The sequence below is a fragment of the Actinophytocola sp. KF-1 genome (assembly GCF_054661535.1).
Window position 1 is genome coordinate 178,482 of the sequence record NZ_BAAFVK010000011.1, and the last position, 15,017, is coordinate 193,498.

Below are 15,017 nucleotides of genomic sequence, written 5' to 3' on the forward strand. Positions count from 1 at the left end.
ATCACATGCGAGTCACCGAGGAAGTGACGGCGGCGCAGGCCGACGGCCGTGCCGTGGTGGCGCTGGAGAGCACGATCCTGGCGCACGGGCTGCCGCCGGGCCGCAACCGCAAGGTCGCGACCGCGATCGAGGACGCCGTCCGCGCCGCCGGTGCCGTGCCCGCGACGATCGCCGTGCTGGACGGGCAGATCCGCGTCGGCCTCACCGAGGCCGAGCTGGACCGGGTGTGCGCGGCGGACGCCGAGCTCGCGAAGCTGTCGGCCCGCGACCTCGGCCCGGCCGTCGCGCTCCACCGCGACGGCGCGACCACGATCGCGAGCACGTCGGTGATCGCGTACGCGGCGGGCATCCCGGTGTTCGGCACCGGCGGGCTCGGCGGCGTGCACCTGCCGCCGCCGGGCGAGGCGAAGGCGTGGGACGTGTCGGCCGACCTCGAGGTGCTGGCGACCACCCCGGTCACCGTGGTGTGTTCCGGGGTGAAGTCGGTGCTGGACATCGGCGCCACGATCGAGGTCCTCGAAACCCGTTCGGTGCCGGTCATCGGCTACCGGACGAACTCGTTCCCCGCGTTCTACCGCCGCGAGTCCCGCTTCCCGGTGCCGTGGCGCGTGAACACCCCGCAGGAGGCGGCGGCCGTGGTCGCGGCCCACCGCGCACAGGGACCGGGCTCGGGTGTCCTGTTGACGAACCCGATCCCCGAGGCCGCCGAGATGGACCGCACCCTGCACGACCGCCTCCTCGCGGAAGGCATGGCGAAGGTCGCGGCGGGCGACGTCCGCGGCGGCGACGTCACCCCGGTCCTGCTGGAGCACTTCCACACGGCGAGCGAGGGCGCCAGCCTCGACGCGAACGAGGCGCTGGTCCTGTCGAACGTGGCCCTGGCCGCCGAGGTGGCGGTCGCGCTCACCCAGCTCTGAACAAGCCGGACCCGGCATCTCCGGGTCTGGTCGGCGTTCGTGCCGTGGGCACGTGCTCGACGACCGGAAAGGCGTGGCGCGGCGAACCGGAGGAGGCGGGGGGACCCGCTACGAGGTCCGCCACCGCTCCGCGCCGGACCTACCCGAGAGCGGTGATCTCCGCCAGCAGCGCGTCCTTGCGGGTGTCCGGCAGGAACGACGACCGGACCCCGTTGGCCGCCAGCGCCGCCACCTCGGCGCGGCGCAGGCCGAGCGACGTCGCGACCGCCAGGTACTCACCCTCCAGCGTGGCGCCGAACATCGGCGGGTCGTCGGTGGCGAGGGTGACCACCACGCCGTGGTCCAGCATCCGCCGCACCGGGTGCGCCTCGACGGACGCGACCTGGCGGGTGCGCACGTTCGACGTCGGGCACACCTCCAGCGGGATGCCGTGTTCGGCGAGGTGGGCGAGCAGCGCCGGGTCGGCCGCCGACGACGTGCCGTGCCCGATCCGTTCCGCGCCCAGGTCGTGGATGGCCGACCACACGGTCGCCGGACCGGTGGTCTCGCCCGCGTGCGGCACGCTGTGCAGGCCCGCCTCGCGTGCCGCGGTGAAGAACGGCGCGAACAGGGCGCGGCCCACCCCCACCTCCGGCCCGCCGAGCCCGAACGCGACGAGCCCGTCCGGCCGGTCCCGCAACGCGAACGTCAGCGTCTCGCGCCCGGCCACGACGCCCTTCTCGCCGGGGATGTCGAAGACCCACGCCAGGTCGACGCCGTGCACGTCGCGGGCGGTGGCCCGGCCGGACTCGAGGCCCGCCAGCAGCTCGTCACCGGGCATGCCGTCGAGCAGGTGGTTGTACGGGGTGACCGTGACCTCGGCGTACCGCACGTTCTGCGCGGCGAGGTCGGCGGCGAGACCGGTCACGAGCGTGTCGATGTCGCGGCGGTCGCGCAGCATCGACTGCACGGCCCAGTAGACGTTCAGGAAGTGGTCGAAGTCCCGGAACTCGTAGAACGCGGCCAGCTCGGCACGGTCCGCGGGCACCCCTGCCGACGGGTGGCGGGCGGCGAGCGCAAGAACGGTGTCGACGCTCGCCGAGCCGACGAGGTGGACGTGCAGCTCGACCTTGGGCAGGGCATGGATGTACTCACGCAGCATGAAAAGGGCTCCCTGGCGGAGAAAAGAGATGACGTGGCGGGATCGAGCGGGACGACTCAGGGAGCGAGGTCGCCGCGTTCGGTGTCGCTGCCGTACAGCGGCAGCTTGAAGTCCGTCACCCGCACACCGTAGCTAGTCGCGGGCCTGTGCGTACAGCTTCGCCACGACGTCCTCGATCTCCGGCTCCTGCACCGACAGGTCCCGCAGCGGCACCGCCTGCGCGAGCCGCGCCACGACCTCACCCGCCGTCGCGCCCTCCAGCGTCAGCGTCACCCGCTGCCCCGCGACGCTCTCCACCGCGGCGCCGGGCAGCGTCAGGTCGGCCGGCCACGGCGCGTCGAGGTCGGCGACGATCCGCCGCTTCGACCGGTACGTGGCGTGCAGTTCCTCGAGCGTCCCGTCGTGCACGACGCGACCGTGGTCGATCACCACGAGGCGCTTGCACAGCTTCTCGATGTCGGCGAGGTCGTGGGTGGTGAGCACGACCGTCGTGTCGCCGCGGTCGGCCACCTCGGCGAGGAACCCGCGCACGGCCTGCTTGCTCAGCACGTCCAGCCCGATCGTCGGCTCGTCGAGGAACAGCACCTTCGGGCCGTGCAGCAGCGCCGCGGTCAGCTCACCCCGCATCCGCTGTCCCAGCGAGAGCTGCCGCACCGGGGTGCCCAGGAACTCGTCGAGGTCGAGCAGTGCGCGGCAGTACGCCAGCCGGGCCGCGTGGTCGGCGGCAGGCACGCGGTACACGTGGCGCAGCAACGTGAACGACTCGGTGAGCGGCAGGTCCCACCACAGCTGCGACCGCTGCCCGAACACCACGCCGATCCGCCGCGCGAGCTGCACCCGTTGCGGCACCGGCGTCAGCCCGCACACCGACACGCGGCCCCCGGACGGGCTGAGCACGCCGGTCATCATCTTCAGCGTGGTCGACTTGCCGGCGCCGTTCGGTCCGATGTAGCCGAGCATCTCCCCCTCGGCGACCGACAGCGTCACACCGTCCACAGCGGACACCGTGGTCTTCTCCCTGCGGAGCGGGCCTGCTTTCCTGCGCACCGTGAAGTCCTTGCGCAGCATGGAAGTCTCGATCATCACGATCCCGTACTCCGGTAGTGGCGGACACCCGTGCGCCAGAACGACCCGGCGAGCACGGCGACGAACAACGCGGTCAGCGGTGAGCACCAGCGCAGCCAGTCCGGCACCCCGAGCGGGTCGGACCGGCCGAGCATGGCGAGCGCGGGGAGGTACGCGACGAACGCGAACCCCATGCCGTAGGCGAACAACCGGCGGAACCACCCGCCGAACACGGTCATCGGGTAGGCGGAGACGTCCTTGCCGCCGTAGGTGAAGGCGTTCGCGATCTCGCCGACGTCGATCCACCAGAACGCGACGGTGGCGAAGAAGACGAACACCGCGCCGAAGAACACCGCGCCCGCGACCGGTGCGAGCACCACGAGCACCCACACCCCGGGCGACCACTGGACGGGCGCGTTCAGCAGCGCGACCACGTAGATCACGGTCCCCTGCACGACCCGGCCCACCCTGCGCGGCGCGAAGTCCATCGCCACCAGCTGCACGAGCGGTGACAACGGCCGCAGCAGCACCGCGTCGAACAGCCCCGACCGCACGAACACCCGCAGCCGCTCCACGTTGCCCACCGCGAGGTCGGCGAGCGGGAACGCCAGCGCGGCGATGCCCACCATGAGCAGCACCTCGCGGCCGCCGAACCCGCCGAGGCTGTCGTTGACCGAGAACAGCACCCAGATGGTGACCAGGTCGAGCGAGGTCATCACGGTCGAGAAGAACAGGTCGACGCCGAACGAGAACCGGTACTGCGTCTGGCTCCGGATCTGGGCGGCGAGGAGCTTCCGGTACGCGCTAGCCACCCTGCACCACCAGCCGCCGGACCGCCCGCGCCTGCACGACCCGGCCCAGCGCCACCAGCACCAGCAGCCACGCCACCTGGCCCGCGACCAGCAGCAGCCCGTGACCCGTGCCGCCGCGCTCGACCAGCACGTCCAGCGGCGCCTGCATGAGCGACGGGAAGGGGGTGCCGACCCAGAGCGCCAGCGCGAGCCAGTCCGGCAGCACGGTGATCGGGAAGTACAGCCCGCTGCCCGCCCCGGACGCGACCACCCACACCATCTGGGCGCCACGCACGTCCAGCAGCCAGAACCCCGTCAGCGCCACCAGGTACCGGCACGCCGAGCACACCAGCACCGCCAGCAGCACCGACACCGCGAACAACGCGTACGTCCACACGTGCCCGGGCAGGTAGAAGTCGAACGCCAGCAGCCCGACCGCCACCGGCACCACGAACCGGGTCAGCATCGCGTGCCCGGCGCGGCCGACGTCGCCCGCGACGAACGCGGCCATCAGGTCCACCGGCCGCAGCAGGTCGGCCACCACCTGCCCGGTCCGCACCCGCTCCGGCAGTTCCTGCTGGCCCCAGTAGTTGACGACGGCGAGCAGCCCCTGCCCCACCCACACGAACGTGACCAGCCGGGCCGGGTCGTAACCCGCCATCGTCCCGGTCACGGCCGCCACCGACAGCAGCGTGTAGCAGCGGACGAAGCCGAAGACGGTGTTGGTGAACGCGCCCGCGAAGGTCGCCTGGCGGTAGGTGGCGTAGCGGCGGAACTCGGCCCCCGCGAGCGCGGCGAGCACCCGGACGCCACTGGTCGATGGCACGCGGGTTAGCCTCCGATCTTGTTCGTCCTGGTGCGTGGTGATGGGAGCGGCGTGGGCATCGTGGTCGTTGGCGACGTCGCGTTGGACGTGGTCGCCTCTCATGCCGGTTCGATCGTGCACGGCGGCGACGCCAGGGCGAAGATCGCGCTCACGACCGGTGGCGCGGGCGCGAACACAGCCGCGTGGCTCGCGTACAGCGGGGTCGACACGGTGCTGGTGGCCCGGGTCGGTGACGACGTGGCGGGGCGGCGCGCATCCGAGGAGCTAACCACCACCGGGGTGCGGTGCGCATTCACGATTGATCCCGACGCCGCGACCTGCTGCGTCGTGGTCCTGGTCGACGGCGACGGGCAGCGCAGCATGCTGCCCGACCGCGGCGCGGGCAAGAACCTGGCGGCGACCGACCTCGACCCGGCGCTGCTGCGGGAGGCGCGGCACCTGCACCTGTCCGGCTACGTGCTGCTCGACGAGGAGACCCGCGAGGCCGGCCTCGCGATGCTGGCGGCCGCGCACGCGGCCGGCCTGACCACGTCCGTCGACCCGCAGGCAGCGGCGTTGATCACCGACGCCGACCTGTTCCTCGAGGAGCTGCGGGACGTGGACGTGCTGCTGCCGAACCTGGACGAGCTGGCGGTGCTGACCGGCTCGCGCGACCCGGCGAGCGCGGCGGCGCTGCTGGACCGGGTCGGCGCGGTCGCCGTCACCACCGGCCCGGCGGGCGCGAGCTGGGTGGACAAGGACGGCATCGTGTCGGTGCCCGCGGCGCCCGGCGACTGCGTGGACTCCACGGGCGCGGGCGACGCGTTCGACGCCGGCCTGCTGTCGGCGCTGCTCGCGGGCAAGCCACCGGAGGAGTGCCTGCGGGCAGGCGTGCGCCTCGGCGCCATGGCGGTGAGCAGGGTGGGCGCGCAGCCCGTCCCCGTCAACCGTCGATGACCGGGTGGTCCCGGTTCTCCAGCGCCAGCGGTGTCCGCTCGTAGCGGTTGACCTGCTCCGCCTTGCGCGGCGGCCGGTCGTTCGCGATCAGCACCGCGACCCACGGCAGCGGGATCGACAGGAGCACGAACCCCACCGCCAGCCACCACGTGTCGTGGAAGATGCCTGCCAGCACCAGGCACGGCATGCGCAGCAGCATCATCGTCAGGTACTTGCGTTTGCGCGCGGCGTATTCGTCTTCGTACGACGGCGCTGCCTCGGTGATGAGAACCGGGGTGTCGTCCCGCTCGGACTTCACGACACCACCTCCTCCTCTATGTTCGCACCTTCCCGGCCCGATTGCGCCATCCGGGTACAAGTCCGTGGTCGGCGGGGCCGGACCGGGTAAGAAGGTTTCATGACCTTGAGCGGGGTCGGAGGCCGAACGGAGCTTGCGCAGTGAGCATTGACACCGCACTGGATCACCTCCAGCAGTGGCGCCAGAGCCCGCTGGAGCGGCTGCGGCACACGATCACCGAGGCCAACATCGCACGTCACCTGTACCCGGAACCGGTGCGGATCCTCGACGTGGCGGGCGGCAACGGCATGGCCGCGGTCCGGCTCGCGGCACAGGGCCACGAGGTGACCGTGCTCGACCCGGCGGGCGCCATGCTGCACGCCGCGATCCACGCCGCCGAGGCCCACGAGGTCGCCGACCGGCTGCACGTGGTCCAGGCCGCCGCCCACGACGCCCCCGAGGTGTTCACCGGCCACGACTTCGACCTCGTGCTGTGCCACAACCTGCTGCACTACGCCGAGTCGCCGGACGAGCGGAAGGCCGTGCTCGCCGCGATCACCGCGCCGCTGCGGCCGGGCGGCCTGCTGTCGGTGGTCGGCCCGAACGAGGACTTCGGCCCGGCACAGGCCGTGCTGCGGGACCGCTCACCCGCACTCGCGCTGCGCAACCTGGACGGCACGGGCGACGAGTGGTCCACCCCGGGCACGGTCGGCGAGGTCGTCGCGACCCTCGCCGAACTGGGCATGGCGGAGATCGTCCGCTACGGCGTCCGCTGCGTCAGCGACCTGGTCTCGGACGAGGACGCGGCCGACCCGACCTTCATGGCCGACCTGGAACGCCTGGAACTCACCCTCGCCACCCGTATGCCCCACCTCCTCACCGCGCGCTACTACCACCTGATAGCCCGCCGCTAACCCCGCGAGTCCCCTCTCAGACCCCGCGAGTCCCCCGTTCAAGACCCGCGCGTCGCCCGTTCGCGACTCGCGAGTCTCCCGTTCACGACTCGCGAGTCCCCCGTTCGAGACCCGCGAGTCTCCCGTTCGAGACCCGCGAGTCTCCCGTTCGAGACTCGCGAGTCGCCCGTTCGCGACCCGCGAGTCGGCGGTTCGCGTACCGGGCCCGAGTCACGAACCGCCAGTTCACCGGTCCTGAACGGGAGACTCGCGGGTCCGGAAAGGGAGACTCGCGGGTTTGGAGCGGGGGCCTCGCGGGGGTTGGCGCGCGCCGTGGAGGGTGTGCTGAGAGCATCACCGGCGTGCGTGCGGTGGTGGCGAGGGTGTTGTCGGCGAGTGTGACCGTCGACGGGTCGGTGGTCGGCGAGATCAAGGAGCCGGGTCTGCTGGTGCTGCTGGGCATCGCGGGCACCGACACGACCGCCCAGGCCGACACGATGGCCCGCAAACTGCACGAACTACGCATCCTGCGCGACGAGCAGTCGTGTGCGACGACGGGCGCCCCCCTGCTCGTCGTGAGCCAGTTCACGTTGTACGGCGACACCCGCAAGGGCCGCCGTCCGTCGTGGACACACGCCGCGCGGCCGGAGGTCGCGGAGCCACTCGTCGACGCGGTCGTCGACGCGCTGCGCACACGGGGCGCACGCGTGGAAACCGGCCGTTTCCGCGCGGCTATGACGGTCGTCTCGGAGAACGACGGACCGTTCACCGTCATCGTCGAAGTCTGAGCCCGTCCACCTCTCAGGAAAAGCTCAGCATTGGTAGAGCAACCGGTGTGGCAGGGCTGACGTCATCCAGTTGAGATCTCGGGAACGAATCGAGACCCAACGGCGTTTTCCAGAGTGTCCAGCCACCGAGGGCGATCCACCGCCAGGCGGCTCACCGGACACACGGCCGGTGTGTGACACAGGACACACCAGCCCGCGAAAGGGGGAGGGAGAGCATGACGGTCCCACAGCAACGCGAGCCGGAGCCCAGCGAGATCGACCTCGATGCCCAGGGCCCCGCGGCCGACCTGGTCCGCGTGTACCTCAACGGCATCGGCCGGACCGCACTGTTGACCGCGGCCCAGGAGGTCGAGCTCGCCAAGCGCATCGAGGCGGGTGTGTTCGCGCAACACATGCTCGACACCGCCGACAAACTCGACAGTACACGTCGAGCCGAACTGCGCCAGCTCGTCAACGACGGCCACCTCGCGAAGAACCACCTGCTGGAGGCGAACCTCCGGCTGGTCGTGTCGCTCGCCAAGCGCTACACCGGCCGCGGCATGCCGCTCCTGGACCTCATCCAGGAAGGCAACCTGGGCCTCATCCGCGCGGTCGAGAAGTTCGACTACACCAAGGGCTTCAAGTTCTCCACGTACGCCACGTGGTGGATCCGCCAGGCCATCACCAGGGGCATGGCCGACCAGGGCCGCACCATCCGCCTCCCCGTCCACCTGGTGGAGCAGGTCAACAAGCTGGCCCGCATCAAGCGTGACCTGCACCAGCAGCTCGGCCGCGAGGCCACCCACGAGGAGCTGGCGAAGGAAGTCGGTCTCACCCCCGAGAAGGTGGCGGACCTGCTGGACCACGCCCGCGACCCGGTGAGCCTCGACATGCCCGTCGGCTCCGAGGAAGACGCCCCCCTCGGCGACTTCATCGAGGACGGCGAGGCCACCGACGCCGAGAGCGCCGTCATCTCCGGCCTCCTCCAGGACGACCTGCGCAGGGTCCTCGCCACCCTCGACGACCGCGAGCAGTCGGTGATCCGCCTGCGCTACGGCCTCGACGACGGGCAGCCCCACACCCTCGACCAGATCGGCAAGCGCTTCGGCCTCTCCCGCGAACGCGTCCGCCAGATCGAACGCGAGGTCATGAGCAAGCTCCGCCAGGGCGAACGCGCCGAGAAGCTACGCGCATACGCAAGCTGAGCAACCAATTCCGCATCGAGTACGTCCAGGAAGCGAGAACCCATTGACACGTGACGCACACCACGGCACGGTCTAGGCACTGGACTACGCGATGCGGGCGGTTCATCACCACCCGTGATCGCCCACCAACGGGAGGTCGCGGCAGCCGGGGGCTGCCGCGGCCTCTCGGCTGGGCCCCCCTGTTCGCGCGCGGGGCGCGCTTCCCGGGGGCCTCGAGGTGTGATGCTGGGGGGCCGAGCCCCCCAAACCCCCCACGGTGCGGTCTCTCCCGACCCAGCGTGGTCGCCTTGCTTCTTCTGCCTTGGTCACCCCTGTCTTCGGGGCTTCGCCCCTTGACCCTTGCCTGTTGACGGGTGTTCCTCTGGGCGTCAGCCCTTCACATGTGCTGCCTGCCATCCCGGACACCAGTCCCTGCCAAACCAACCCCGCACCCAACCCAGCCGCCATCCCGGAGACCAGCCTCTCCGGCGAGGAGGCCCGTCCGGCAGGACGCCCTCCGGCGAGGACGCCCGTCCGGCGAGGACCCCCGTGCACGGCGAGCACCATCAGCGAGGAAGACCACAGTCCGGCGGGTCGGTGAGGCGCGGTAACGTCAGGGAATCCCGACACTGACACAGGAGTCCCCACGGTGACCGCGTCCTTCGAGTACAGCGAAGCCCTCCCGCTCGCCCCCGACACCACCACCGAATACCGGCTGGTCACCGCCGACGGGGTCAAGGTCATCGAAGCCGCGGGCCGCACCTTCCTCGAGGTCGCCCCCGAAGCGCTCACCACGCTCGCCAAGGAAGCCATCCGCGACATCCAGCACCTGCTGCGCGCCGGCCACCTCGCGCAGCTGCGTGCCATCGTCGACGACCCCGAGGCCAGCGGCAACGACCGGTTCGTCGCCATGGACCTGCTGCGCAACGCGTGCATCTCCGCCGGCGGGGTGCTCCCCATGTGCCAGGACACCGGCACCGCCATCGTCATCGGCAAGCGCACCGAGAACGTCCTCACCGGCGGCGCCGACGAGGCCGCCCTCGCCAAGGGGGTCTTCGAGGCCTACCAGGAGCTGAACCTGCGCTACTCCCAGCTCGCGCCGCTGAGCTTCTGGGAGGAGAAGAACACCGGCACCAACCTCCCCGCCCAGCTGGAGCTCTACCACAAGGACGGCGACAAGCCGGAGTACGAGTTCCTCTTCATGGCCAAGGGCGGCGGCAGCGCCAACAAGACCTTCCTCTACCAGGAGACCAAAGCGCTCCTGAACCCCAAGCGGCTCGCGAGCTTCCTCGACGAGAAGCTGCGCAGCCTCGGCACCGCCGCCTGCCCGCCCTACCACCTCGCGATCGTCGTCGGCGGCACCTCCGCCGAGAACACGCTCAAGGTCGCCAAGCTCGCCTCCGCGCGCTACCTCGACAACCTCCCCCGCGAAGGCTCCATGGGCGGCCACGCGTTCCGGGACACCGACCTCGAACAGCAGGTCCTCGAGATGACCCGCCAGTTCGGCATCGGCGCGCAGTTCGGCGGCAAGTACTTCTGCCACGACGTCCGCGTCATCCGCCTCCCCCGCCACGGCGCGTCGTGCCCCGTCGGCATCGCCGTCTCGTGCTCCGCCGACCGGCAGGCCAAGGCGAAGATCACCCCCGACGGCGTGTTCATCGAGCAGCTCGAGCGCGACCCCGCCCGCTTCCTGCCCGACACCACCGACGACGAGCTCACCGACGAGGTCGTGAAGATCGACCTCACCCGGCCCATGGCCGAGATCCGCGCCACCCTGTCGGCGCTGCCGGTGAAGACGCGGCTCTCCCTCACCGGCCCGCTGGTCGTGGCCCGGGACATCGCCCACGCCAAGATCAAGGAGCGTCTCGACGCGGGCGAGCCCATGCCGGACTACATGCGGAACCACCCCGTCTACTACGCGGGCCCCGCCAAGACCCCGGACGGCTACGCCTCCGGTTCCTTCGGGCCCACCACGGCGGGGCGCATGGACTCCTACGTCGAGCAGTTCCAGGCCGCGGGCGGGTCACTCGTCATGCTCGCCAAGGGCAACCGCTCCAAGCAGGTCACGGACGCCTGCCAGGCGCACGGCGGCTTCTACCTCGGCTCCATCGGTGGGCCCGCGGCCCGGCTCGCGCAGGACTGCATCAAGAAGGTCGACGTCCTCGAGTACCCCGAACTCGGCATGGAAGCCGTGTGGAAGATCGAGGTCGAGGACTTCCCGGCGTTCATCGTGGTCGACGACAAGGGCAACGACTTCTTCGCCGGCACCTCGCAGCCGACCCTGCAGATCTCGTTCCGCCGCTGATCAGCGCCCGGCCGACAGCAGGACCTTCCGGTCCCGCAACGGCTGGTCGAGTGCGACCGTCACCGGCCGCGGCGTCATGACCGTCGCGCAGATCGAGTCGTCCGGCTTGCCGCCCAGCGGCTGGTCCAGCGGGCGCAGCACGATCTTCACCGAGTCGGGGCCCTGGTCGACGAGCACGGCCTCCGCGTCGGTGCAGCCGCTGCTCGCGTACGAGATCGTCTCCAGGGTGAACCCGTCGGCGTGCAGCCAGACCTTGCCGCGGTGCTCGCCGTAGTAGCCCGGCACGGCCGACGCGTCCACCTGCGCGGCGGGCACCGCCTTCAGGTCCGGCGGAACAACGAGCTCGTTCCCGTCGACGGTGATCCGCGGCGTGCCGTCCGTCGGGTTCTGCGGCTTGCCCGCGGGCGGTGGCTGCTCCGTCGGCGCCACGTCGGACGGGGTGGGGGTCTCGGGTGGCGTCTTCGACGGCGGGGTCGCCGACGTCGTCGTCGTGGTGGTGGACTGGTCGGACGCGGCAGGGGTGGACGCGTCCCCGCACCCGGCCAGCACACCCAGGGCGAGCGCGGCGGTCACGGTGGTCAGCAATGCCCTCATGTCGACAGGACGGTAGCCGCCGGGTGTCCGGTTGCACGAGACGGTGCCCGGTCACGTGGGGGCAGCACGTGACCGGGCACCAGGGGAAAGGGCTGTCAGGACTTCCGCTGTTCGGTCTTCAGCACCACCGTGCGGTCACCCAGCGGCGCGTCCAGCTCGGACGTGACCTTCGGGTACCGCAGGTCCATCGTGCAGGCCTGCGGCTTCGCGGGCACGGTCTCCACCATCAGCACCACGACCTGCTCGTCGGTCTGCTCCGGGATCTCGACACTGGCCTTGCCGCAGCCGCCCTCCTGGGCGACCACGCCGATCGACGTGCCGTCGTCCTCGGTCCACACCAACTGCGGGTAACCCTTCGGCAGCGCCGAGTCGTCGATCTGCGCCGTGGGCACCTTCGTGCCGCCGCTGGGCGGTGTCCGCGCCGGCTGACGATCGGGTGTGGTCGACTCCGCCGTCGACGTGGCCGTGGTCGGCGTGCCGGTACCCGGCTCCTGGCTGTCTTGCGGGTTGGCGCAAGCGCTCGCGAGCAAGAGCAGAACGCCAGCGCCAACGACGGTTCCTAGGCGTTTCATGTGCGGAGGACGAACCCCGTCGCGTGGCCGGTTGCACACCGGCGGTCAAACCCTACTTTCGTAGGAATGTGAGAGCGACCGGAGCCTGCGCGGGCCGCTGTCCTGCCGTGACGGGGGCGGCCCGACCTTCACCCGCGCGCCGACGGCCTGTGCGCCCGTCGGCGCGGCCAGGATCGGTTCCAGCGCGAGCCACCGCACCTGTGGCACGTCCTCGGCGAGCGCCGCGACCCGCAGCACCAGGTCCGACAGCGCGTCCAGGTCGGCCGGTTCGGTGCCGCGGTACCCGGTGAGCAGCGGCGCCGCCTTCGGGGCGCGGACCAGCGCGGCGGCGTCCACGTCGGTGAGCGGGACGGCCCGGTAGGCGCGGTCGCCGAGCAGGTCGGAGACCACACCGGACAGTCCGAACGAGACGAGCGTGCCGAACGACGGGTCGTCCCGCAGCCCGATCGAGCAGCCGATCCCCTTGCGCGCCATGCGTTGCACGTAGATGTCGGCGACGTCGGTCAGCTCGGCGAGGTCGGCGAACGCGGCCCGCACCGCCTCGGCCGTCGCCAGGTCGAGGCGCACACCCTCCAGGTCGGGACGCCGCCACCACCGCTCGCCGGTGGCCTTCACCGCGACGGGGTAACCCAGTTCCTCGGCGGCGGCCACCGCCTCGTCACCCGACGTCACCGCCCGGTGCGCGGCGATCTCGATGCCGTAGCACGCGAGGAGGCGCACGGCCTCGTCGTCGGTCAGCTCGACCAGCCCGTCGGCCACACCGGCCAGGCGGTGCTGGACCAGCTCCCGCGCCGGCTCGACGGCCACGCCCTCCGGCCGCACCAGCTCCCCCTGCGGCGCGGACCGCCACGCCGCGTACCGGGTCGCGCGGGCCAGGGCGAGCACCGCGCGTTCCGGGCTCGGGTACGACGGGATCGAGCCGCGGGCCGGGGCGCCGTCCGCGCTCCGCACCGCCAGCTCGGCCGGGATCCCTTCCGTGGCGAGGAAGGTCGACACGATCGGCTTGCTGCCGCCCTCCTCCTCGGCCGCGTCCCGCAACGCCCGCGCGTACTCGGCGCCGGGCGTCGACAGCGGCGGCACGAACACCACGACCAGCGCGTCGACGTCCTCGCTGCGCAGCTGCTCGCGGACCGCCGCGGCGAGCGCGTCCGGGCCCGCCGACACGCCGACGTCCACCGGCCCGCCCGCCAGCTCGAGGCCCTGGCCCAGCGCGGCGTCCGCGGCCAGCACGCCGATCGCGGACGAGTTGCCGACGACCGCGACCCGGCCACCGCGTGGCAGCGGCTGGTGCGCGAGCAGCAGCGCGGTGTCGAAGAGCTGCGCGATCGACTCGACGCGGATGACGCCGGCCTGCTCGAACAGGGCGGCCACGCTGGCCTCGTCGACGTCCACCGACGTCGCGGCCAGCGCGGGCAGCACCGCGTTGCGCCCGGACTTCACCGCGACGATCGGCTTGACGCGCCCGAGCCTGCGGGCGAGCCGCGCGAACTTGCGCGGGTTGCCGAACGACTCCAGGTACAGCAGGACGACGTCGGTCGCGGGGTCGGTCTCCCAGTACTGCAGCAGGTCGTTGCCGGACACGTCGGCGCGGTTGCCCGCGGACACGAACGTCGACAGCCCCAGCCCGCGCGCGGCGGCGTCGGCGAGGATCGCGGTGCCGAGCGCGCCGGACTGGCTGAAGAACCCGGTGCGGCCCCGGCCGGGGAGCTTCGGCGCGAGGGTCGCGTTGAGGCGCACGGCCGGGTCGGTGTTGACCACGCCGAGCGCGTTGGGGCCGACGACCCGCATGCCGTGTGCCCTGGCCTCGGTGACCAGCCTGCGTTCGGCGCCCTCACCGGCCGGCCCGGCGTCGCTGAAGCCGGACGAGATCACCACGAGCGCCTTGACGCCCTTGGCGAGGCAGGCGTCCATGACGTCGTCCATGTGCTCGGCGGGCACCGCGACCACGGCGAGGTCGACCGGGTCGGGGATGTCGAGGACGCTCGCGTAGGCACGCACGCCCCGCACCGACCGGTGCTCGGCGTTCACGGGGAACACGGGCCCGGCGAAGCCGGCGCGCAGCAGGTTCCCCAGCACCGCGTAGCCGATCTTGTCCGGGTCGGTGGACGCGCCGATCAACGCGACCGAGCGGGGGTGCAGCAGGTTGTGCACGCTGCGGGCCTCGGCCGCCTGTTCGCGGGACCGCGCGACGGCGACGGACTCCTCGGTGGGATCGATGGCGAACTCCAGGTGGAAGACGCCCTCCTCCATCTCGCGGGCCACCTGGTAGCCGGCGGCGCGGAAGACGCCCAGCATGGCGGAGTTCTCGGCGAGCACCTCGGCGACGAACCGCTCGATGCCGCTCTCCCGCGCCGCGGCGGCGAGGTGCTCGAGCAGGATCGGCCCGAGGCCGCGGCTCTGGTGCCGGTCCTCGACGACGAACGCGACCTCGGCGGAGGGCCCGCCGTCGATCCGCTCGTACCGGGCGACCGCGACGATGTCGTCGCCGAGCAGTGCGACGAACGCGACCCGGTCGTGGTGGTCGACGGTCGTGAACCGCTTCAGGTCCTTCGGCGGGATCTGCGGGTAGGCGCCGAAGTAGCGCAGGTAGCGGGTGCGTTCGGACATGCGGCCGTGGAAGGCGAGCAGCGCGTCGGCGTCGCTCGGGACGATCGGCCGCAGGTGCACGGTGCCGCCGTCGGACAGCACCACGTCGGCCTCCCAGTCCCTGGGGTAGTCGAACGGGTCCTGTTCGTCGGCGGGCATGGGG

The 15,017-nt window shown here is 71.8% G+C and carries 14 protein-coding genes; 6 read left to right on the forward strand and 8 right to left on the reverse strand.

The annotated features are described in order from the left end of the window. The first annotated feature begins 5 nt into the window (after positions 1-5). The gene (locus ACYQ77_RS30815; RefSeq protein ID WP_459717310.1) at positions 6-917 is read left to right on the forward strand and encodes a pseudouridine-5'-phosphate glycosidase; all 912 of its coding nucleotides are present in this window, start codon (positions 6-8) and stop codon (positions 915-917) included. Positions 918-1,056: 139 nt separating this feature from the next. Here the strand turns inward: ACYQ77_RS30815 and add are convergent, their stop codons facing one another. The 4 genes from add to ACYQ77_RS30835 form a co-directional block, all read right to left on the reverse strand. Next, on the reverse strand, positions 1,057-2,058 hold the full coding sequence (add, locus tag ACYQ77_RS30820) for an adenosine deaminase (protein WP_459717312.1): 1,002 nt from the start codon (positions 2,056-2,058) through the stop codon (positions 1,057-1,059). 132 nt (positions 2,059-2,190) lie between these two features. Further along, a complete protein-coding gene (locus ACYQ77_RS30825) occupies positions 2,191-3,141 on the reverse strand; it encodes an ABC transporter ATP-binding protein (protein WP_459717313.1) in 951 nt (316 codons plus the stop codon). Next, positions 3,141-3,935 (reverse strand): ABC transporter permease, encoded by a 795-nt coding sequence (locus ACYQ77_RS30830; RefSeq protein WP_459717314.1) that lies wholly within the window; start codon positions 3,933-3,935, stop codon positions 3,141-3,143. Before ACYQ77_RS30830 ends, ACYQ77_RS30825 begins: the two co-directional genes overlap by 1 nt. Then, positions 3,928-4,740, reverse strand: coding sequence for an ABC transporter permease (locus ACYQ77_RS30835; RefSeq protein WP_459717316.1), 813 nt, complete (start codon positions 4,738-4,740; stop codon positions 3,928-3,930). Before ACYQ77_RS30835 ends, ACYQ77_RS30830 begins: the two co-directional genes overlap by 8 nt. A 51-nt stretch (positions 4,741-4,791) precedes the next feature. On the opposite strand from ACYQ77_RS30835, the gene ACYQ77_RS30840 reads away from it, so the two are divergent. Then, positions 4,792-5,676, forward strand: a complete 885-nt coding sequence (locus ACYQ77_RS30840) for a carbohydrate kinase family protein (protein ID WP_459717704.1) — start codon at positions 4,792-4,794, stop codon at positions 5,674-5,676. On the opposite strand, the gene ACYQ77_RS30845 is transcribed toward ACYQ77_RS30840, so the two are convergent. After that, complete coding sequence (locus tag ACYQ77_RS30845) at positions 5,663-5,974, reverse strand: DUF3099 domain-containing protein (protein WP_459717318.1); 312 nt, start codon at positions 5,972-5,974, stop codon at positions 5,663-5,665. The two genes, ACYQ77_RS30840 and ACYQ77_RS30845, sit on opposite strands and share 14 nt — an antisense overlap. Before the next feature lie 140 nt (positions 5,975-6,114). Between ACYQ77_RS30845 and ACYQ77_RS30850 the strand changes: the two genes are divergently transcribed. The 4 genes from ACYQ77_RS30850 to ACYQ77_RS30865 all read left to right on the forward strand — a co-directional run bounded on the left by ACYQ77_RS30850 (position 6,115) and on the right by ACYQ77_RS30865 (position 11,102). Beyond that, positions 6,115-6,867 carry a class I SAM-dependent methyltransferase gene (locus tag ACYQ77_RS30850; RefSeq protein WP_459717320.1) on the forward strand — a complete coding sequence of 251 codons (753 nt, stop codon included), beginning with the start codon at positions 6,115-6,117 and terminating at the stop codon, positions 6,865-6,867. A 341-nt stretch (positions 6,868-7,208) separates the two neighbouring features. Next, entirely contained in the window at positions 7,209-7,634 is a 426-nt protein-coding gene (gene dtd, locus ACYQ77_RS30855) for a D-aminoacyl-tRNA deacylase (protein WP_459717322.1), read from the forward strand. Between the two features lie 215 nt (positions 7,635-7,849). Then, positions 7,850-8,818: a sigma-70 family RNA polymerase sigma factor gene (locus ACYQ77_RS30860; protein WP_459717323.1), complete on the forward strand. Its 969-nt coding sequence runs from the start codon at positions 7,850-7,852 to the stop codon at positions 8,816-8,818. A 628-nt stretch (positions 8,819-9,446) separates the two neighbouring features. Then, positions 9,447-11,102 carry a fumarate hydratase gene (locus tag ACYQ77_RS30865; RefSeq protein WP_459717325.1) on the forward strand — a complete coding sequence of 552 codons (1,656 nt, stop codon included), beginning with the start codon at positions 9,447-9,449 and terminating at the stop codon, positions 11,100-11,102. Here ACYQ77_RS30865 and ACYQ77_RS30870 read toward each other — a convergent pair whose 3' ends face one another. The 3 genes from ACYQ77_RS30870 to ACYQ77_RS30880 form a co-directional block, all read right to left on the reverse strand. Continuing rightward, complete coding sequence (locus tag ACYQ77_RS30870) at positions 11,103-11,696, reverse strand: hypothetical protein (RefSeq protein WP_459717327.1); 594 nt, start codon at positions 11,694-11,696, stop codon at positions 11,103-11,105. Between the two features lie 95 nt (positions 11,697-11,791). Beyond that, positions 11,792-12,226: a hypothetical protein gene (locus tag ACYQ77_RS30875; protein WP_459717328.1), complete on the reverse strand. Its 435-nt coding sequence runs from the start codon at positions 12,224-12,226 to the stop codon at positions 11,792-11,794. 87 nt (positions 12,227-12,313) lie between these two features. Beyond that, a complete protein-coding gene (locus tag ACYQ77_RS30880; protein ID WP_459717330.1) occupies positions 12,314-15,013 on the reverse strand; it encodes a bifunctional acetate--CoA ligase family protein/GNAT family N-acetyltransferase in 2,700 nt (899 codons plus the stop codon). Between the last annotated feature and the right edge of the window lie 4 nt (positions 15,014-15,017).

Bases quoted from the DNA above. Each gene is read 5' to 3' on its own strand.
- ACYQ77_RS30815 (WP_459717310.1), top strand. From the start codon at position 6: ATGCGAGTCACCGAGGAAGTGACGGCGGCGCAGGCCGACGGCCGTGCC.
- ACYQ77_RS30825 (WP_459717313.1), bottom strand. From the start codon at position 3,141: ATGATCGAGACTTCCATGCTGCGCAAGGACTTCACGGTGCGCAGGAAA.
- ACYQ77_RS30860 (WP_459717323.1), top strand. From the start codon at position 7,850: ATGACGGTCCCACAGCAACGCGAGCCGGAGCCCAGCGAGATCGACCTC.
- ACYQ77_RS30870 (WP_459717327.1), bottom strand. From the start codon at position 11,696: ATGAGGGCATTGCTGACCACCGTGACCGCCGCGCTCGCCCTGGGTGTG.
- add (WP_459717312.1), bottom strand. From the start codon at position 2,058: ATGCTGCGTGAGTACATCCATGCCCTGCCCAAGGTCGAGCTGCACGTC.
- ACYQ77_RS30880 (WP_459717330.1), bottom strand. From the start codon at position 15,013: ATGCCCGCCGACGAACAGGACCCGTTCGACTACCCCAGGGACTGGGAG.